3 protein-coding genes and 1 pseudogene are annotated in these 22,303 nt (G+C 61.8%); 1 reads left to right on the top strand and 3 read right to left on the bottom strand.

The genetic code is table 11. The annotated features are described in order from the left end of the window. The first annotated feature begins 97 nt into the window (after nucleotides 1–97). Entirely contained in the window at nucleotides 98–982 is an 885-nt protein-coding gene (locus tag FHC52_RS16270) for a hypothetical protein (protein ID WP_048223123.1), read from the top strand. A gap of 35 nt (nucleotides 983–1,017) precedes the next feature. Here the strand turns inward: FHC52_RS16270 and FHC52_RS16265 are convergent, their stop codons facing one another. The 3 genes and pseudogenes from FHC52_RS16265 to FHC52_RS16255 form a co-directional block, all read right to left on the bottom strand. Beyond that, nucleotides 1,018–2,193 carry an HlyD family type I secretion periplasmic adaptor subunit gene (locus FHC52_RS16265; protein ID WP_045910492.1) on the bottom strand — a complete coding sequence of 392 codons (1,176 nt, stop codon included), beginning with the start codon at nucleotides 2,191–2,193 and terminating at the stop codon, nucleotides 1,018–1,020. Then, complete coding sequence (locus FHC52_RS16260) at nucleotides 2,190–4,370, bottom strand: type I secretion system permease/ATPase (RefSeq protein WP_220420146.1); 2,181 nt, start codon at nucleotides 4,368–4,370, stop codon at nucleotides 2,190–2,192. The genes FHC52_RS16265 and FHC52_RS16260 overlap by 4 nt, the downstream gene beginning before the upstream one ends. Nucleotides 4,371–4,442: 72 nt before the next feature. After that, nucleotides 4,443–22,221, bottom strand: a pseudogene (locus FHC52_RS16255) (Ig-like domain-containing protein). Between the last annotated feature and the right edge of the window lie 82 nt (nucleotides 22,222–22,303).

Below are 22,303 nucleotides of genomic sequence, written 5' to 3'. Positions count from 1 at the left end.
CCACGGCAAATATTTTATTCTCAGGGTATAATGAAAATTCCGAAAAAGAAGACTGGACACTTCATCTATCGGCTCATTCAAATACGAGAAAAATGCTATGGATAATCATATCTCATCCAGGGCCTTGCTACATCGAAGGGATGTCATAAAGAGCAATCCACGATTCGGTGAGGCAATATTAGAGCACTACACAATTAATGACACCATCTACAAAAAACAACCTTTGTTCTACAAGACAATGCTACAGGAATCACGGTTCAACATTATCCTCTCCATGTGTTGTTTTATTTTTGGAAATCAGGCCGAGTCAGTCTCAGAAATTAAAGAGTTATGTTCTCGCTATAAGATAGCCAGCCCCAACAGCGTTATTGCGATCATCACGATACTCAGAACCACCGGGCGCATCAGGACCTGGCGCTGTACGGAAGACAGACGCAAAACGAGAATCGCACCAACCGAAAAAGGTCTGAATGAACTTAAGCGATATATGTCCGGCGCTTTTTTGCCCGTCAGTATTCTTTACCCGACATTCAATATTAACGTGAACCTGCTGGATAATGACATTTTGAGAAATAACTTCTTCCGCCGCGCGGCAGAATATCTTTTTCGGGGATTAACGTTCAGAAAGGTGTTGCCTGAAGTGGGATTATTTATCGATAAAGATGGCGGACGTATGATTATGCTTTATCTTTACCTGCAGGCTATGAAAAATAAATCTGCCCATGGTGCCGTCATCGACTATTCAGCCAGCACGCTCGCAAAAGAATTTTTTGTATCGCGCATCCACGTCAACCGGATTATCAAATCGGCTCAGGAGGCAGGCTATCTGAAAGATCGGGGTGATGGTCGGCTATCGGTCTATCCGGCGTTTATCGAACTCGTCGAAAATTATGCCGGGTTATATTTTGCGTATGTTACGCATTACATCAACGTTGTTCCTAAAGAGCGACGCCACGTTCACAACGTGACGTCAACCGTATAATCCACCAGGCGTTCGGAGTTCCGAACGCCGTTCACCTATCGTTCCCGCAGCGCCTCTTTTGCCTTGTTCAGCGGTTTCAACAGATAATCCAGAATGGTTTTGCTGCCGGTTTTAATATCAACGGTGGCAATCATGCCCGGAAAGACCGGAAATTCCTGACCCTGCTTATTGGTCAGATGGTTACTGTCGGTACGAATATAGACGCGATAGTAATAAACATCTCTTTTCACCTCATCCTGCAGGGTGTCCGGCGAAATCATGGTCACTTCCCCTTCCAGCCCACCGTAAATGGAGTAGTCATAGGCCGTCACTTTCACCAGCGCCTTCTGGCCGGGATGGATAAACGCCACATCGCGCGGTGAAATTTTCGCTTCTACCACCATCTGATCGTCAAGCGGAACCAGACTCATCAGCTTGCCGTTCGGCGGGATGACGCCGCCCACGGTCGTGACGTCAATATCCTTCACGATCCCGCGAACCGGCGCATTGAAGGTCAGTCGGGTCAGAGAGTCTTCCCGCCCCTTCATCACCGAACGCTGGGCTTCGATCTCCGCATTGGCTTTCGCCAGCTCTTCGCGGGCGCGGACGTAATACTGGTTTTTCATCTCGGTGATTTTATTCTCAAGCTCATTTTTTTGACGCTCAAGACGCAGCACCTCCACCTTGCTGGCCGCCCCCTGGGTCACCAGCGGACGGGTCAACGACAGCTCACGCTGCACCAGCTCGGCACCCTGACGTAAACCAGCCAGCCCTTTTTCAAGGCTCTCGCGACGGGACTGATAGAGCGCCGTTTCCTGCTTAACCAGCTCAACGTCGTCATCCAGCTCCTCGGGAAACGTCAGCTCCGTGTCGTTAACTTCGGCCTTCAGGCGTGCCGCCGTGGCCAGCGCCGCATTCAGACGCGACTCGCTCTCCAGCACGCTCGACTCGGTTTTTGTCCGATCAAGCTGCGCGAGCTGCTGGCCGCGCTCGACGATGTCGCCTTCGCGCACCATCAGGCTGTGGATAATGCCGCCTTCCAGGGACTGGATGACCTGCTCATGCGAAGACGGTATCACCTTGCCGCTGCCTGTCGTCACCTCATCAAGATGGAACAGGCTCGCCCAGGCGATAAACACCACCAGCAGGGCGAACAGGGACCATGCCACCAGGGTAGAGCGCGGAAGGCGAGGCTCCTTCAGTCGGCTATTAAAACGGGAAAAATCATTCATGCCGCGCCCTCCTCTGCAACCGCCGCCGGTTTCATGGTCACGGTGCGCTGTGCTGTCTTTTGCGGCGCCATACCATGCTGGTGCAGGATGGCGTCGCGCGGGCCGTCCATCACCACCTTGCCGTTTTCCAGCACGATGATGCGGTCGACCAGGTCCAGAATTGGCAGGCGATGCGTCGCCACCACCAGCGTGCGGCGCTTACCCAGCCATGTGTGAAGATGCTGAATAAACTGCTTCTCGCTCATTTCGTCCAGCCAGGCGGTAGGCTCGTCCAGCAGCAGAATAGTCGGCGAGGTGATCAGGGCGCGCGCCAGCAGCAGCGCCTGACGCTGTCCGCCCGAGAGGCCCGTTCCGCCCTCGTTGATGATAGTGTTCAGCCCCATTTTCTGTTTGCGCACAAACTCCAGCGCGCCACTGTTGACCAGCGCATGGTGAATCTCATCGTCGGTCGCCAGCGGGTTCCCCATCAGGATGTTGTCCCGCACGGAGCCAAAGAACAGACGGGCCTGCTGGCTCAGCAGCTGCATGTCGCGACGCACGTCGGCCGGATCAAGATGATTAAGGGCAATATCGTCCAGCAGAATGCTGCCCTGCTGCGGCTCCTGCATGCCCGCCAGAAGCTGTAAGAGCGTGCTTTTGCCGGAGCCATTGCGCCCGAGCACCGCCACGCGTTCTCCAGCGCGGATCTGCAGCTTGCTGATGTTGAGCACGGTGAGTTTCTCTTCCTCGTCGTAGTAAAACCCGACGTCCTCAAGGGCATAGTCGCCGCGCAGGTGGGCTTTGTGCACCTTCTTGCCGTGCTGCGGATCGTCAATCGGCCGCTGCATAAGGTCGTCCAGCCCCTTACGGGCCACTTTTGCCGACTGCCAGCGCGAGAGCACGCCTGAGATCTGCGACAGCGGCGCAATGGTCCGCGACGCCAGAATCGAGGTACCCACCAGCGCACCGGTGGTCATGTCACCGCTGATGACCAGATAGCAGCCCACCAGCAGCACCACCGCGTAAACAATGGACTGCACCTCCTGGGTCCAGGTAAGCAGCAGGCCCGTCAGCCAGCGCTGCTTCATGCCGACGCTGGCGGCAACGTCGTTGGTGTTATTCCACTGGTTCTGGAAACGCTGCTCGGCGCGCATCAGCTTGATGTCTTCAATGCCCTGCACCGCTTCCACCAGCGTGGCGTTGCGAATGGCGGATTCACGCATCCCTTCGCTGGAGAGTTTCCCCAGCGGGCGCTGCACCAGCAGGCCCGGAATAAGCAACAGCGGCACGGCGAGCAGGACCACCAGCACCAGCGGACCGCCAATCATCCACAGAATGAAGACGAACAGCAGGAAGAACGGCAGATCGGAGAGGGCCGCAATGGTCGTCGAGGTGATCAGCTCGCGCACCGACTCCAGCTCGCGGATCTGCGCGATAAACGATCCGGTTGATTTCGAGCGTGCGCCGTTTTTAATCCGCAGCGCGTGGGCAAAGACGCGTTCAGAGATGCGCAGATCGGCGCGCTTCCCTACCACGTCAGAAATGTGCACACGCAGCATGCGCATGATGAATTCGAACACGATGGCAATCATCACGCCGCCAAACAGCACCCACAGCGTGGCTTCTGACTGCGACGGTACCACCCTGTCGTAGACCTGCATGGAGAAGACCATGCCGGAAAGCGCCAGCACATTGGCGACCAGCGCCACCAGCATAATGTCGCCGTAACGTCGCCAGTCCTTCAGCGCCAGCTGCCAGAACCAGTTTTTTTCATACGGTTTGATGTAATCATCCACGCGGGCATCCGGCGTGGACTCGAGCGGGCGCAGCACCATCAGGCCCTTTAATCGCGACCCGAGCGCCTCGCGCGTCAGCGTCGTCTCCAGGCCGCCGTCGCCGCTGAACTGCAGGCTGACGTTGCCTTCGTTGTCCATGCGGTTGATCACCGCAATCTGCCCGCCGGTGAATTCTGCCAGCAGCGGCAGGCGCCACGGATCGAGGGATGCCGCTTCTGCCGCCACCACGCGCATCCCCAGCCCAAGCTGGCGCGCCATCTCCTCCAGCACCAGCTGGCGCGGCGACTGGCTTTCATGGTTAATCGTGACCCGAACGTGCTCCACCGAAAAGTCCAGGCGGTAGTGCTTCGCGATGATGAGCATGCCCTGCAGCCAGGGTTCGTACTGTGGATGTGTCTTCATAATCTCCGGGGTAACGCAATTCGTCTAAAGAAACGCCAAAAGGCCGCGGGGATCGCTCCCCGCGGCGTTGTTTTACGCAATTAACAGTTGATGGTTCGCCAGCAGCGTTGCCAGATCCGTCTGCACGCCGTTCAGCGTCACCAGGGTGGTTGGCGAGAACTGACCGCCGGTACCGTCCAGGTCAACCTGGATCTCGGTATTGCTGCCGTTCTGCACCACGCGGATGTAATCGCTGATATTCCCCGCGCCGCTGTCCAGCGTGGCCACGCCGTTCACGTAGCTCGCCGAGCCCGTGCCGGTATAGCCGCTGCCGGAGAGCAGATCGCGCAGGTCGATACGATCCGTGTCCGCCGTCCCTTCCCAGGTGCCGACCGTAAAGCCGTTCACCACGTCGTGACCGTTACCGCCCGTCGCATCCGTCGCGTTGATCAGCTTGTAGAGCAACGTATCGTGACCGCCGCTGCCGATGTTGAAGGTGTCGTTCCCGCCGCGGCCTTCGAACTGGTTATCACCGCTGTTGCCGGTAATGACGTCGTCGAAGTTCGAGCCGTTGATCCCCTCAATGTTGAGCAGTCGTGAGGTCCCGAACCCGGTGTCCTGCGCGGTTGAGAGGCGCAGATCCACGGTCACGCCAGAGGTCGCATTGCGGTAATCCACCACGTCCATCCCGCCGGTGTTGCTCCAGGTGTCATGGTCGGAATGGGTAGTCCAGCCGCCGGAACCGTTGTAGGTATACGTGCCATTTTCGGCGATAAAGGTGTCGTTATACCCGGTTCCGGTAATGGTTCCGCTGTGGCCGCCGGTGGCCGCTTCGGCCGTCAGGACGTAGCCCTCTTTGCCGTTGCCCGCTTCCAGACCGCTCCAGGTGACGTTATCCGACACGCCGTTGGTGATCTTCAGGATCTCGGCCGAATAGGTTTCATTCGGATCCAGCCCGTAGAAGCTCACCAGCGCGGACGTATCGTTCGACCCGATACCGGACTGGGCGTTGATGATCTGTGAGGCCACCAGCACGCCCGCGGCGTTGTACAGGTTGACCGTATTGCCGTAGTAGGCGTTGATGCCCTCGCTGTCGACAATGTGCAGATGCATCGCGGTGCCGTCAGCAATGGTTTTGCTGTTTTGCACCAGCACCACCTTGCCGTTCTGCTGAGAGACCAGCAGGTCCTGCGCACCGTCCCAGTTATAGTCCACTGCCGCCACGCCGGTGGCGTAAGCAATGCCGGACGCCAGCTGGCTGGCGGTCCAGGTGGAGCCGTAGCCGTTGTTGGTGAACAGCGTCGCCGTCTGCGAGCCGCCGTAGGTGCTGAGCTTGACGATGTCCATCTGCCCGTCACCGTTCCAGTCCACCGCCACCGACAGATAGCCCGCCGCTGCGTTAGAGGCCTCCACCGCGCTCTTGGTGGCCGAGAGCTTCCCGGTACCGTCGTTGTAGTAGATCACCCCGCCGTTGTTGTTGTAGCTGCTGCCCAGGTACAGATCCATGTAGCCATCGCCGTTGAAGTCCGCCCACGTCATGGACGCCGCCGTGGTGGTATTCGAGGCGTTGGGCACAAACACGTTCGTCAGGTTCTGACCGATGGAGAGCGTGCCGTTGCCGTTGTTGTTGATCACGGTTAACGAGTACGCGCCGCTGCGGTTAGTGTGCTGAACCACATCCACGGTGCCGTCATTGTTAATATCGACGCCGGAGATTTCACGCATGGTGGTGAACTGTCCCCAGAATCCCGCGCCGCCGTAGGTGCCGTCAGGCGAGAGTACCCCGTTGTTGTTGATCAGATAGGTAATGGAGTCCGCGCCGGAGTCACCGTACGCCAGATCCAGATACCCATCCCCGGTTTTATCGTAGGCAATCACGCCGCCGAACCAGATGGTGGTGCCCATTGCCAGCTGGCTGGCGTTATAGGTGCTGCCATCGTAGGTCCACATCACCTGCGTTGACCCGGCGTAGGTATTTTCCGTCGCGAAAATGTCCTGCGTGCCGTTACGGTCAAAGTCGGCGGCGGTCTGGATCACCACGTAGTAGTTACGGGTGTTAGTCAGCGTATTGCCGGCATAGGTCGAGCTATCGCTGCTGGAGTAAGACTGGCCGTTAGCGATGATATTCCACAGACCGCTGCTGTTCATGCCGAGGGTCATGGTGGAGTTGTTGCTGTTCCCCGCCGTGGTTGCCCAGTCGGTGTTCACCGAGGTGGTATCAATCACCAGGCTGCCGGTCGCCGTACCGGTGGTATTGCCGTTACCCGCGCTGCTCTTCACCTGCGCGGTCACGCTGTAGCTCGCCACGCTCAGCGCATCGCCGTCCGGGATCTGCAGATACCAGGTGTTGTGATCCGGGTCGACCACCACCGCACCGCCCGTCTGGGAGGTGTAGGTTTTGCCGTTCACCGTCACCACCAGGTATTCACCGTTCACCAGGTCAGCGGAGACGGTACCGGTGACGATCGGCGTGGTATCCGACGTGGTCTGCGCGGTAATCGCCGCCGTGGTGGTCGGGATGCTGGTATCGACGTTCAGCACAAAGCCGTCGGATTCCGTGTAGTTTCCGGCCCTGTCGGTGACGCGCACGATGTAGGTGTGATTCCCGTCGCTCAGGCCGTTGTCCTGGAAGGACCAGCTTGCGCTGCCGTTCATGGTCACCTGGCCGAGCAGAACCCCGTCACGGTAAAGCTGCACGATCTCGCCGTCGTCCGGGGCGCGGTTCAGCGTCCCGTTGATCAGCGGCGAGTTATCGTCCGTGGCCACCGCGCTGCCAAAGGTGCCTTGACGCTCGCCTTCGCCGTCGGTATAGCTCACGACCGTACCGACCGTGGTCGGCGGCGTGGTGTCTACCGTGACGACCTGAGACGCGGTGGAACCCACGTTGCCCGCCTGGTCGATAATCCGCACCTGGTAGGTGTAGTCCCCGTCAGGCAGATCGCGGGTATCGGTGTAGCTCCAGCGCTGGTTGGTGACCGTGGTATCGAGCCAGGTATTCCCGCCGTCGAGGCTGATCTGCACGCGCTCGTCGCTTGCCAGCGCGCTGCCCAGCGAACCGTTGAGGGTCAGCGTGGTGTCCATGGTGATGAAATCACTCCCGGACTGGCCGGTATCGTCGCTGATGCTGTCGATGGTAACGCCGTACTGCGGCGCCTGGGTATCCACCGTCACCGCCTGCGAGGTGGTGGCCCCGACGTTACCCGCCAGGTCGACAACCCGCACCTGATAGTTATGGCTGCCGTCGGTCAGGGCACGCGTATCGCTGTAGCTCCACTGGGTGCCGCTGACGGTGGCGTACACCCAGGTCGTGCCGCCGTCCATGCTCACCTGCACGTACTCGCCCGCGCCGAGTTCAGCGCCGAGCGTTCCGTGCAGGGTGTACGAGGTCGAACTGGTCAGGAAGTCGTTATTGTCGAAGCCGGTATCCACGGTGATGTTATCCACCGACACCGTGATCGCCGCATCCGGAGCAATCGTATCCACGGTCACCTGCTGATGGGCGCTGGCCCCCACGTTACCGGCCGCATCCACCACGCGGACGTAATAGTCATAGGTCTGGTTACCCAGCGTGCGGCTATCGACGTAGTACCAGCTGTTGCCGGTGACAATCACGTTCTGCCAGGTGACGCCGCCGTCGAGGCTGATCTGGGCGTATTCGCCGTCGGCCAGCGTCGCGCCGAGCGAGCCGTGCAGCGTCAGGGACGTGTCGCGAGTGATAAAGTCGCTGCTGCTCAGGCCGGTATCGTCGCTGATGCTGTCGATGGCGATCGTTTTGCTGGCGTCCGGTGCAACCGTATCAATGGTCACCACCTGAGAGGCGGTGGCGCTGATGTTGCCCGCATCGTCAATCACGCGCAGCTGGTAGTTGTAATCCCCGTCGGCCAGCGTGCGCCCATCGACATACGTCCAGCTCAGGCCGCTGACGCTAACGTCGATCCAGGTGACGCCGCCGTCAAGGCTGATCTGCGCGTGGTCGCCGCTGCCCAGCGCCGCACCGAGCGTGCCTTTAAGGCTGATCTGGTTGTCGCTGGTGATAAAGTCGCTGCCGGACAGGCCGGTATCCTGCGTAATGGAATCCACGGTAATGGTGGTTGCCGCAGGCTTCGTCAGGTCAATCACCACGTCCTGGCTGTCCGTGGCCCCCACGTTGCCCGCGTTATCAATCACGCGGACCTGGTACTGATACGTCCCGTCCGTCAGGGTGCGGCCATCGGCGTAGCGCCAGGTGGTGCCGGTCACGGTCAGGTCGATCCAGGTGACGCCGCCGTCGAGGCTGATCTGCGCCTTCTCGTTATTGCCGAGCTGCGCGGTCAGCGAGCCGTTGACGACGACCTGGCTGTCGTTGGTGATGAAATCACTCGCGCTCAGGCCGGTGTCGTTTTGCAGCGAATCAATAGCGATCCCCATCGACGGCGCGGTGAGATCCACCGTGACGGTATGGTTATCGCTGGCGCTGTTGCCGATGGTGTTGCTGACCTGCGCGTTAATGACGTAAGAACCGCCGTCTGCCAGCGCGGCCACGTCAGCGCTGCTGACCGTGTAGCTCCAGGTGCCGTCATTCTGGACGGTAGCCGCATAGGTTTTACCGTTCAACGTGATGGTCACCGTCTGGCCTGCAGGCGCGTTGGTGGTGCCGCTGACGACCAGCGGCGTGCCGTGCTCGGCGGCGTTGACGATGTCGTCCTGCGCAAAGGTGTTAATGGTGATGGTTGGGACATCGCCGTTCAGCGTCACGTCGTGCGTTGCGCTGCCCGGGTTGCCCGCCCTGTCGCTTACCGACGCGGTGATGGTGTACTCCCCGTCGCTCAGGCCGAGGAAATCACGGCCCGGTACGAAGACCGACCACGATCCGTCCGCCCCGACGGTCGCCTGATAGCTGTGCCCGTTGAAGGAGACGGTCACCGTCTGGCCCTGTTCCGCCGTGGTGGTGCCGCGGATGGTCTGGCCCGCCAGCTGCTCCGCGTTGTTGACGATATCGTCATCGGCCACGGTGCTGATGGTCACGGTTGGCGCGACGGTATCCACCGTTAAGGTGTGCGTGGTCTGGCCGCTGTTACCGGCTTTGTCGTTGACCGAGGCGGTGACCGTCAGCGCGCCCTGGCTCAGGGCGGCCAGGTCGGCTGCCGGCACGTCGAGCGTCCAGGTGCCGTCGCTGCCGACAAGCGCAGTGTAGGTTTTTCCTCCCAGCGTCACGGTAACGGTCTGCCCCGCCTCCGCGCTGGAAGATCCGTGCACGGTCAGCGGCTGCTGCGCTTCCGCGGCGTTCAGCATGTCGTCAACCGACAGTGTCCGAATGCTCACCACCGGCGCAGTGGTATCCACGCTGATAGTATGCGTTGCGGAGGCGCTGTTGCCCGCGCTGTCCTGTGCCGATACGGACACCTGATAGCTGGCGCCATCGGTCAGGGCGCTGACGTCTGCAACCGGTACGGTGGTCGTCCAGGTGCCGTCGCTCTGAATGGTGGCCGTATAGCTCTTGCCGTTCAGGGTCACGGTGACCTGGGTCCCGCTGGCGAACTGCGCGCTGGAGCCGTTAATCACCAGTGACGAACCGGCTTCAGCCGCGTTGATGACGTCGTCACCGCTAAGGGTGTTCACCGTCAGCGCCACGGAGGCGGTGTTGACCACCACGTCATGGGTCTGGGTGCTGCTGTTACCCGCGCTGTCGGTAATGGTCGCGCTGAGGGTCACGGTGCCGTCGGTCAGCGCGGAAATCACGCTGGCCGGAACGCCCACGCTCCAGTTGCCGCTGGCGTCAACGGTGGTGGTGTACTGGTGCGAACCGAGGGTGATAACCACTTTATCGCCGACGTTCGCGCCGGTTGCCGACCCGCTGACGATCTGCGCCTGGCCGTGCTCCACGCTGTTAATGACGTCATCGCCCGCCACCACGTTAAAGCTGACGGTCGGCGGCGTGGCGTCAAGCGTAATCGTCTTGCCCGCGCTGCCCGGGTTACCCGCGGCGTCGCTCACGCTCACCTGCACGGTGTAGCCGCTATCCGCCAGTGCGGTCAGATCGCTGCCCGGCACGTTCACGCTCCAGACGCCGCCCTGCTGCACCTGGGCGGTATAGCTCTTACCGCCCAGCGTCACGGTGACCGTCTGCCCGGCTTCCGCCGTGGTGGTGCCGGAGATAGCCACGCCCGCAGCCGCTTCGCTGCCGTTAATCACGTTATCGCCTGCGACCGTATCAATGGTCACGGTTGGCGCAGTCGCGTCCACGCTGTATTCGCGGCCCGCCGAGGCGCTGTTGCCGTGCGCGTTGGTGACGCTCACCTGCACGCTGGCGTCACCGTCCTTCAGGCCCGCAAGGTCTGCAGACGGCACAGTGGCCGTCCAGTGACCGTCAGCATCCACCTTCGCGGTGTACGTCTTGCCGCCGAAGGTAACCGTAACGGTCTGGTTTTCCTCCACGTTCGAGGTGCTGCCGGAGAGCACCAGATCCGCACCTTTCTCCGCCGCGTTAATCACGTCGTCGGTGGCAATCGCATCGATGCTGATAGCCACCGCCGCCAGATCGACGGTCACGTCATGGCTGATGGTCACCGGGTTGCCCGCCGCGCTCTGGCCGGCAACGGTCACGGTGACCGTACCTGCTGCGAAGGCCGCGACGTCTGCCGCCGGGATCGCCGCGCTCCAGGAGCCGTCTGCCAGCACGGAGGCCGCATAGGTTTTGCCATTGACGGTCACGGTGAGCGTTGTGCCTGCCGCCAGCCCGTCGCTGGTGCCGGAGACGATCAGGTTTTGAGTATGTTCGATGCTGTTGATCACATCGTCGCCCGCTACCGTATCGACGCGCAGGCCCGGCAGACTGGCGTCTATAACGATTTCGCGCTCGCCCGTTCCCGTGTTGCCGTGGCCGTTGGTCACAGTCGCAGACACCGTCAGGTCGCCGTTGCCCAGCGCCGTCAGGACGGATTCCGGCACGTTCACGGACCAGGTCAGATCGCTCTGCACTGTTGCGGTGTAGGTGTTGCCGCCAATGGTCACAGTGACGGTATTGCCCGCCTCCGCGTTCGCGACCTTGCCGCTGAGGGTCTGGCCCGCGGCCACTTCCGCCGCGTTGATGACGTTATCGCCCGCCACGGTGTTGATGGTGACGGTTGGCAGCGCGGTATCCACCAGCAGGTTCGCGGTGTTGCTCACGCTGTTGCCCACGCCGTTGGTGGCGCTCGCGCTCAGGGTGTAATTCGCTTCGCCCAGACCCGCCAGATCCGCCGCCGGAACGGTCAGGCTCCAGGTGCCGTCTGCCGCCGTCGTGGCCGTGTAGTTTTTGCCGTTGAGGGTCACGGCCACCACGGTGCCTTCTGCCAGGTTGGCGCTGGTGCCGCTGACGCGCAGATCCTGACCCTTCTCTACCGCGTTCAGCACGTTATCGTCGCTGATGGCGTTGAAGCTGACCGAAGGCAGACCGGTATCGACGGTCACGTTATGCGTGCCGGTGCCGGTATTGCCCGCCGCGTCGGTAACCGATGCCGTGACGGTCACGCTGCCGTCGCTGAGGCCGGAAATCACGCTCGCCGGGACGCCCACGCTCCAGTTGCCCGCCGCGTCCAGCACGGTGGTGTAGGTCTCGCCGCCGATGGTGACGGTCACCTTATCGCCCGCTGCCGCGCCGGTGGCGGTGCCGCTGATGATGTGCGCCTGGCTGTGTTCTGCGAGGTTAATGACATCGTCGCCCGCCACGGTGTTGATGGTCACCGCCGGAACGATGACGTCCACCGTCAGAGTGTGATCAACCGACGCCGGGTTACCCGCCTTGTCGCTGACCGATGCGGTCACGGTCACGCTGCCGTCCGTCAGGGCCGCAACATCGGCCGCCGGGACGTTCAGCGTCCAGCTGCCGTCCGCGCTGACGGTGGTGGTGTAGTCTTTGCCGTTCAGCGACACGGTGACCGTCTGGCCCGCTTCGGCAGAGCTGCTGCCGGACACGGTCAGTTCGCTCTTCGCTTCGGCGGCATTAAGAATGTCGTCCGTCGCCAGGGTGTTGATCGTGACGGTCGGCGCGGTGGCATCCACGCTGTACTCACGTCCCGCCGAGGCGCTGTTGCCGTTCACGTTGGTGACGCTCACCTGCACGCTGGCATCGCCGTCCTTCAGGCCAGCCAGATCCGCAGACGGTACGGTCCAGGTCCAGTTGCCGCTGTCGTCTACTGTCGCACTATAGATTTTGCCGTTCAGGCTGATGGTCACGGTCTGCCCGGCTTCCACGTTGATGGTCGCACCGGACAGCACCAGATCCGCGCCCTTCTCCGCCGCGTTAATCACGTCGTCGGTCGCAATCGGATTGATGCTGATGGCAACGGTCGCCAGATCTACCGTCACATCGTGGCTGATGGTAATCGGGTTACCCGCAGCGCTGTCGCCAGTGACGCTGATTTTGACGGTGCCTTCCGGCCACGCGCTCACGTCGGTAGACGGCACAGCCGCGCTCCAGCTGCCGTCCGCCAGCACCGTGGCCGCATAGTCTTTGCCGTTGATGGTGACGGTCAGCGTCGTGCCCGGTGCCAGCCCGTCGCTGGAACCGGTGACAATGAGGTTCTGCGCATGCTCAATGCTGTTGACCACGTTGTCGCCCGCTACCGTATCGACGCGCAGGCCCGGCAGGTTAGCGTCGATCGCGATCTCGCGCTCGCCGGTGCCGGTGTTACCGTGGCCGTTGGTAACGGTCGCCGTCACGCTCAGGCTGCCGTTACCCAGCGCCGTCAGCACGTCAGACGGCACGTTGACGGACCAGGTCAGGTCGTTCTGCACCGTTGCGGTGTAGCTGTTGCCGCCAATGGTCACGGTCACGGTATTGCCCGCTTCGGCATTCGCCACGGTGCCGCTCAGGGTCTGGCCTGCGGCTACTTCCGCCGCGTTAATGACGTTATCGCCCGCCACGGTGTTGATGGTGACCGTTGGCAGCGCGGTGTCCACCAGCAGGTTCGCGGTGTTGCTCACGCTGTTGCCCACGCCGTTGGTGGCGGTTGCGTTCAGGGTGTAGTTAGCCTGACCCAGACCGGCCAGATCCGCTGCCGGAACCGTCAGGCTCCAGGTGCCGTCTGCCGCCGTCGTCGCCGTGTAGTTTTTGCCGTTCAGGGTCACGGTCACCACGGTGCCTTCCGCCAGGTTGGCGCTGGTGCCGCTCACGCGCAGATCCTGACCTTTTTCCACCGCGTTCAGCACGTTATCGTCGCTGATGGCGTTGAAGCTGACCGAAGGCAGACCGGTATCGACGGTCACGTTATGGCTGCCGGTGCCGGTGTTGCCCGCCGCGTCGGTGACCGACGCCGTGACGGTCACGGTGCCGTCGCTGAGGCCGGAAATGACGCTTGCCGGGACGCCCACGCTCCAGTTCCCCGCCGCGTCCAGTGACGCTGCCGTCGGTTAATCCTGCCAGATCGGCCGCCGGAACGTTCAGCGTCCAGCTGCCGTCTGCGCTGACGGCGGTGGTGTAGTCTTTGCCGTTCAGCGACACGGTGACCGTCTGGCCCGCTTCGGCGGTGCTGGTACCGGAAACCGTCAGATCGCTCTTCGCTTCGGCGGCGTTCAGAATATCATCCGTCGCCAGGGTGTTAATCGTAACGGTCGGCGCGGTGGCATCCACGCTGTACTCACGTCCCGCCGAGGCGCTGTTGCCGTTCACGTTGGTGACGCTCACCTGCACGCTGGCGTCGCCGTCTTTCAGACCCGCCAGGTCGGCGGCTGGCACCATGGTCGTCCATTTGCCGTCGGCGCCGACGGTCGCGGTGTAGCTCTTGCCGCCGAAGGTGATGGTAACGGTCTGGTTTTCCTCAACGTTCGAGGTCGCCCCGGAGAGCACCAGATCCGCGCCCTTCTCGGCGGCGTTAATCACGTCGTCTGAAGCAATCGCATCGATGCTGATGGCAACGGTCGCCAGATCTACCGTCACATCGTGGCTGATGGAAACCGGGTTACCGGCGCTACTCTGGCCTGCAACGGTCACGGTGACCGTACCTGCTGCCAGGTCACCCACATCCGCAGCCGGGATGGCCGCACGCCAGGTGCCGTCGGCCAGCACGGTGGCCGGGTAGGTTTTGCCGTTTACGGTCACGGTCAACGCCGCGCCCGCCGCCAGCCCGTCGCTGGTGCCGGTGATAATCAGGTTCTGCCCGTGTTCGATACTGTTGATCACGTCGTCGCCCGCCACGGTATCCACGCGCAGGCCCGGCAGGTTAGCGTCGATAGTGATATCGCGCTCAGCGGATCCGCTGTTGCCGACGCCGTTGGTCACGCTGGCCGACACCGTTAAATCGCCGTTACCCAGCGCGGTCAGCACGTCCGAAGGCACGTTAACGGACCAGGTAAGATCGCTCTGCACCGTTGCGGTGTAGATGTTACCGCCAATGGTCACGGTCAGGGTGTTGCCCGCTTCGGCATTCACCACCTTACCGCTGATGGTCTGGCCGGCTGCCAGCTCGGCGGCGTTAATCACGTCGTCGCCCGCAATGGTGTTGACGATCACGCCCGGCAGAACGGACTCCACGTATACCGTGTGCGACGCGCTGGTGCTGTTACCGACGCTGTCCGTCGCCGAGGCGGTGACGGTGTAAAGCGCCTCGCCCAGCTGACCGACTTCGCTCGCCGGAACGGTGGTGGTCCATTTTCCGTTATCGTCCACCTGCGCGCTGTACGCTTTGCCGTTCAGCATCACGGTCACCACCGCGCCTGCCGCCAGGCCGGAAGCCGTACCGGAGAGGGTCAGATCCTGGGTTTTCTCGGTGTTATTGATCACATCGTCACCGGAAACAGTGTCAATGGTCAGCCCCGGCGCGGTCAGGTTCACCGCCACGCCGTGCGTGGCGCTGTTGCTGTTGCCCGCTTTATCGGTCAGCGCCGCGGTAATGGTGTAATCCCCGGCGGCCAGCGCGGTGACGTCCGCCGCAGGCACGCCCACGCTCCAGTTGCCGGAGGCGTCCAGGGTGGCGGTGTACGATTTGCCGTTGAGGGTGACGGTGACCACGTCGCCCGCCGCCGCGCCGGTCACGGAACCGGTGACAATCAATGCCTGCACGTGCTCGGCGCTGTTGATCACGTCGTCGTCGGACACGGTGTGAATGGTCAACTGTGGAACGGTGGTATCCACCAGCACGTCGCGATCCGCGGAGGCCGGGTTGCCCGCTTTGTCCGATACGGCGGCGCTGACGGTGTAGTTCCCGTCGGTAATACCGTTCAGATCCGCGGACGGCACGGTCACGCTCCAGCTGCCGTTGGCCTGCACGGTGGTGGTATAGTCCACGCCGTTCAGGGTCACGGTGACGGTCTGGCCCGCTTCGGCGTTGGTGACGCCGTTAATCACCAGATCCTGCTGCGCTTCAGCCGCATTGATGATGTTGTTGTCGCTGATGATTTCAATAGACACCGTCGGCGCGGTCGCGTCCACGCTGTACCCGCGGCCCGCCGAGGCGCTGTTGCCGTTCACGTTGGTCACGCTCACCTGCACGCTGGCATCGCCGTCCTTCAGGCTGCCCACGTCGGCAGACGGTACGGTAGCCGTCCAGTTGCCGTCGGCATCGACCGTCGCGGTGTACGACTTGCCGCCGAAGATGATGGTAACGGTCTGGTTTTCTTCCACGTTGGTGGTGGAGCCGGACAGCAGCAGGTCCGCGCCTTTCTCCGCCGCGTTAATCACGTCGTCAGAGGCAATCGGGTTAATACTGATGGCGACTGCCGCCAGATCCACCTTCACGTCATGGCTGATGGTCACCGGATTCCCCGCGGTGCTTTGCCCCTCCACGGTCACGGTGACCGTGCCCGCAGCCAGCGCGCTGACGTCGGCCGCCGGAATGGCCGCCGTCCAGGTGCCGTCCGCCAGTACGGTGGCCGCGTAGGTTTTGCCGTTGACGGTGACCGTCAGCGCCGCGCCCGTTGCCAGTCCGTCGCTGGAGCCGGTGATAATCAGATTTTGAGCGTGCTCAATGCTGTTAATCACGTCGTCGCCTGCCACGGTATCGACGCGCAGGCCCGGCAGGTTTGCGTCGATGCTGATGTCGCGCTCGCCGGTGCCGGTGTTGCCGTGGCCGTTGGTGACGCTGGCTGACACCGTCAGATCGCCGTTACCGATGGCGGTTAAGACCGAGGACGGCACGTTGACCGACCAGCTCAGATCGTCCTGAACCGTCGCCGTATAGGTATTGCCACCAATGGAAATGGTGACAGTGTCACCGCTCGCCGCGCCGCTCACTTTCCCGCTCAGGGTCTGTCCCGCAGCTACTTCCGCGGCGTTAATGACATCGTCCGTGGCGACCGGGTTGATGGTGACCTGCGGCAGCGCGCTGTCGACCAGCACGCTGTGGCCGGTGCTCGCGCTGTTGCCCGCGGCGTCAGTCACGCTCGCCGACACGGCGTAGCTCGCTTCGCCCAGCGCCGAGACGTTTGCCGCCGGAACGGTCACGCTCCAGTTCCCGCTCGCGTCGGTGGTGGCCGTATAGCTGATTCCGTTCAGGGTCACCGTAATGGTCGTTCCGTCCGGCTGGTTACTGGTGCCGGATACCTGCAGATCCTGGCCTTTCTCGGTCGCGTTGATCACGTCGTCAACCGCCAGGGTATTGATGGCAATGACCGGCGCGGTCAGGGAGACGTCAAATTCGTGCGTCGCAGTGGCGCTGTTACCGGCTTTGTCGGTGAGGGTCGCGGAGATCGTCTGGTCACCGTTGACCAGCGCGCCCACGTCCGCCGCCGGAACGCCCACGCTCCAGTTGCCGGACGCGTCCAGCATGGCGGTGTAGTCTTTACCGTTCAGGGTCACGGTAATCACGTCGCCCGCCTGCGCGCCCGTCACCTTACCGGAGACGATCAGCGCCTGACTGTGCTCGGCAATATTCACGATGTCGTCGCCGGCAACGATGTTGAAGGTGATCTGCGGCACGGTGGTGTCCACCAGCACCGAGGATCCCGCGCTGGCCGGGTTACCTGCTTTATCGGACACGGTCGCCGTGACCGCCGCGCTGCCGTCGGTAATGCCTGCCAGATCCGCCGCAGGCACGTCGAGCGTCCAGCTTCCGTCCGCCTGCACCTGCGCGCTGTACTGATTGCCGTTGAAGGTCACGGTGACCGTCTGGCCTGCTTCGGCCGTAGACGTCCCGCTCAGGGTCAGATCCTGCGCCGCCTCAGCCGCATTCAGCATGTTATCGCCGCTGATGGTGTTAATGGTCACCGTCGGCGCGGTGGTGTCGACGCTGAATGCCTGCGCCGAAGAGGCCGTGTTGCCGTTCACGTTGGTGACGCTGACCTGCACGCTGGCGTCGCCCTCTTTCAGGCCGCTCAGATCGGCAGCCGGAACGGTCCAGGTCCAGTCGCCATTGCCATCCACCGTCGTGGTATACGTTTTCCCTGCGAAGGTGATGGTGACGGTCTGGCCCGCTTCAACGTTGGATGTCGTACCGGACAGCACCAGATCCTGGCCTTTTTCCGCCGCGTTAAGCACGTTGTCGTCGGTCACGCTGCTGATGGTGATGGCGACCGGCGCGAGATCGACGTCCACGACGGTCCCGATGGTTACCGGGTTGCCGGAGGCATCCTGCGCGCTTGCCTTGATATCCAGCGAGCCACCCGCCCACTGGGACACGTCCGCCGCCGGTACCGCCGCCTGCCAGGAGCCGTCTGCCAGCACCGTTGCGGAATACGCTTTGCCGTTGATGGTCACGGTCACGGCACTGCCCGCCGCCAGATCGGTGCTGGTGCCGGACACAATCAGGTTCTGCGCGTGTTCAATCACATTAATCACGTCGTCGCCTGCGACCGTATCAATACGCAGCCCCGGAAGCTGGGCGTCGATGGTGAAGTCGAGAGAAGAAGAGCCGGTATTGCCGTGGCCGTTGGTCACGCTGGCCGATACGGTGAGATCGCCATTGCCGAGGGCGGTGAACTGACTCTCCGTTAACGGCAGGCTCCAGGTGAGATCGTCCTGCACAGTAGCCGTGTATGTCTGACCGCCGAGGATAATCGTGACAGTGTCACCTGCCGCCGCGTTCGTCACCTTACCGGACAGGGTTTGCCCCGCCGCCACTTCCGCCGCGTTAACGATATTGTCGTCCGCCAGCGTGTCGATAGTTACCACCGGCAGCGAGCTGTCCACCAGCACATCGTGCGAGGTTGAGGCGCTGTTGCCTACGCTATCGGTGACGCTCGCCGTCACGGTGTAATTCGCCTCGCCCAGCGCCGAGACGTTTGCCGCTGGAACGGTCAGGCTCCAGTTGCCGCTGGCATCAGCGGTGGCTGTATAGTGTATGCCGTTCAGGGTCACCGTAATGGTCGTGCCTTCCGGCTGGTTGCTGGTGCCGGAAATCTGCAGAGCTTCGCCTTTCTCAGCCGCGTTGATCACGTCGTCTGCCGCCAGCGTGTTGATACTGATAACAGGCGTCACGGTATTCACCACCACATCCAGCGAAGTGCTACCGGTATTACCGGACCTGTCGGTCACGGAGACGTCAATGGTCCAGGTGCCGTCCGTCAGCCCCTGAACGACAGACGCCGGCAGGCCAAGGCTCCAGTTGCCCGCCGCATCCACCACGGTGGTGTAATCGACGCTGTTAATGGTAATGGTCACAAGGTCGCCCGCTGCAGCACCGGTGACGGAGCCGCTCAGGATCTGCGCCTGTGAATGGGCGAGCTGGTTAACGGTGTTAGTGTCGGTGACAAAGTCGTTAATGGTCACCTGCGGCACGGTCGCGTCCACCAGACCCACGCGGTCGGCGCTGCTGCTGTTGCCCGCCACGTCGCTCACGGTGGCCGTCACGGTCACGATGCCATCGTTGAGGGCGCCGACGTCAGCCGCCGGAACGATCAGCTGCCAGGTACCGTCCGTCTGGACCGTGGTCTGATACGTTTTACCGTTCAGCGTCACGGTGACCGTCTGGCCTGCTTCCGCACTGCTGGTGCCGCTCAAGGCTAAATCCTGCTGCGCCTCAGCCGCGTTGATGATGTTGTCGGCGGTCAGATTATCGAGCGTAATCGCTGGCGGCAGCGTATCCACCGTGACCACCCGCGACGCGTCGGCACTGTTGCCATTGACGTTCGTGACGCTGACGCTCACCTGCGCGCGCCCGTCGATCAGGGTTTCCATGGCGCTGGCAGGCACGGTCAGGCTCCAGGAGCCGTCCTGCTGCACCTGTGCGGTAAAGGTCTGGTCGGCGAATTTCACCACCACGGTCTGCCCCGCCTCCACGCCCTGCGTCTGGCCGGAAAGGGTTAAATCGGCGCCTTTTTCTGCCGCATTCAGCAGGTCGTCGCCGGAGACGGTATCAATGGTGACCGCCACGGCGTTCAGATCGAGTTCAATCGGGTGTTCAGCCGCAACGGTATTGCCCCAGGCATCTTCAGCGCTGACGCTTACCGTCACCTCTCCCGCGGTCCAGGCCTGCAGGTCCGCAGCAGGAACGCCAATGCTCCAGCCGCCGCTGGCGGTAACAACGGCGTTATATTCGACGTTGTTAATGGTGACGACGATCGGCGTGCCCGCGGCCAGGTGGGTGCTGGCGCCGGTGACGGTCAGATCCTGCTGCTGTTCGATGGCGTTGACCACGTCATCGCCGGAAATGGTGTTCACGCGCAGGCCCGGCAGCTGTGCGTTGATGTTGATATCGCGCTCGCCGGTACCGGTATTGCCGTGCGAATTGGTCACCGACGCGGTGAAGGTTAAATCGCCGTCGCCGAACGCCTTAAGATCCGCTGACGGGATTTTCACGCTCCAGGTCAGATCGCTGCCCACCGTGGCGGTGTAGCTCTTGCCGCCCACGGTGACAGAAACGGTATCGCCCGCCGCCGCGCCGGTGACGCGACCGCTGAGCGTTTGATCCACACCCGCTTCGGCGTTATTGACCAGGTTGTCCCCCGCAAAGGTGTTGATGATCACCTGCGGCAGCACGGTATCCACCAGCAGCGTCGCCGCGGCAGAGCCGCTGTTACCCACGCTGTCAGTACCGCTGACGCTGACGGTGTAAAGGGTGTTCGCCAGATTCAGGACGTCGGAAACCGGCACCTGGACCGCCCAGATGCCGTTTTCAACGGTGGCCTGATAGCTGACGTTGTTCAACGTCACGGTGATGGCGCTGCCGTCAGGCAGGTTGCTGGTGCCGGTCAGGCTCAGCGGCTGCATTGCCTCCTGAGCATTCAACACGTTGTCCTGGCTGATGGTATCAATCGTAAATTCTGGCGGGTTGCCGCTCAGCGTAATGCCGTGCGTGGCGCTGCCGGTGTTGCCTGCCGCGTCGGTCACGGAAACTGAAATCGTATGGTTACCTTCCCCCAGAGCGCCCAGCACGGACGCCGGAACGCCTACGCTCCAGGTGCCGTCCGCCAGCACCACGCCGGTGAAGGACTGGCCGCCAACGGTCACGGTGACCACATCCCCCGCGGCGGCGCCATTTGCCTGCCCGGAGATGATCTGCGCCTGGCCCTGCTCGCTGGTATTGAGAATATCGTCGCCCGCCACGGTATCAATGGTAACGACCGGCGCGGTGGTATCCACCGCAAAATCGGCGGTGACAGATGAGCCGTTGCCCGCTTTGTCGCTGACGTTCACCGTCAGGGTGTGATTGCCCTCGCTGAGCGCCTGCACATCGCCCGCCGCAAGCGTGACGGACCAGGTGCCGTCGCTGCCCACCGTGGCGTTGTAGTTTTTACCGTTCAGCGTGACCGTGACGATCTGACCGGCTTCCGCATTCGTTTTGCCGGTCAGCGTCAGCGGCTGGCTGTGCTCGGCGGCATTAATGATGTTGTCCTGCGCGAGGGTATCGACAGAGAGGGTTGGCGCGACGGTATCCACGCCGATTGTCTGGCTGCCGCTCACGGTGTTACCCGCCGCGTCTTTGCCGCTGACGTTGACCGTCCAGGTGCCATCGCCCAGCGCCTGCGCGTCGGCCGCGGGTACGTTAACGCTCCACGTCCCGTCAGCGCCCACCACGGCCCCGTAGGTTTTACCGTTCAGCGTTACGGTAAGTTCGGTGCCCTGCGCCAGATTCTTGCTGGCGCCGGAGAGCGTAAAGCCTGCGGATTGCTCGCTGGCGTTAAGCACGTTATCGCCCGCCGTGGTGGCCAGCGTAATGGCGGCCTCGGCGGTCGAGACCGTTACGGTGATATTGCCCGCATCGGTAGTCTTACTGCCGTCGATCTGCACCACCGACCAGGTGTGTTCCCCGTCCGTCTGGGTCGGTAATTTTACCGTCCAGGTGCCCTCTTTACTCACCATGGCGCTGGCGATGGTGCTGCCGCTGCTGTCTTTAATCTGGATCGTCGCGCCCGGCTGACCGGTACCGCTAAAGGTTGGCGTGTTGTCGTCCGTGATCGCGTTTGCTGTCAGTACGCCCTGCTTGTCGCCCGCTTTATCCGACAGCAGGAAGGTTGGCGTGGCGCTTTCCACCTCTTTCGTATTATCAATAACTTTTGTTTTAGTATCGCCGTCGCCGCCGTTTGCCAGCAGCGCCCCGATGGCACCGCCGCCTAATGCAGCTCCCGCAATCCAGCCCCACGGCGCGTCGCTTAAGACGCTTTCCTGCTCCAGGAAAGGTTGAATGCCGCTAATCGGTGTGGCCTGCGCGGTTAACTCGGTCACCGCCACGCCTGATGCTTCCCCGGCATCGGCAAAAGAAATATGCGTCAGTTCCTGACGATCGTTGAATACCAGCTCTGACTGAGTATGCGTTTCAGGATCTTCAACAAAATAGTTATTGCAGCGAATCACGCTGCCATCTTTCATATAAATGAGGAGGTCTTTCCCCTGACGGACATAACGCGCCACATCCTGAGCAGAACCCTGGATTTCAATCACGCTCGGGGATGAAATAGAGACCGACAAATTCCCTTCGCCAGTTAATTTCGTTTTCTCCGCCGTTTTGCGAATGATGACATCAACAACCTTTATGTTACTCATATTTCTCTCCTTGCAGGTGTACGGATTCCTGTGGATATGTCCACCAGACGGATGTAGCTATCCCTGGGAAAAAACACCCATT

Source organism: Enterobacter sp. EC_64 (assembly GCF_019584165.1).
In the GTDB taxonomy this organism is placed as follows: domain Bacteria; phylum Pseudomonadota; class Gammaproteobacteria; order Enterobacterales; family Enterobacteriaceae; genus Enterobacter; species Enterobacter roggenkampii.
The sequence above is the reverse complement of the archived record's forward strand: the minus strand, read 5'-3'. Positions and strand labels throughout refer to the sequence as shown.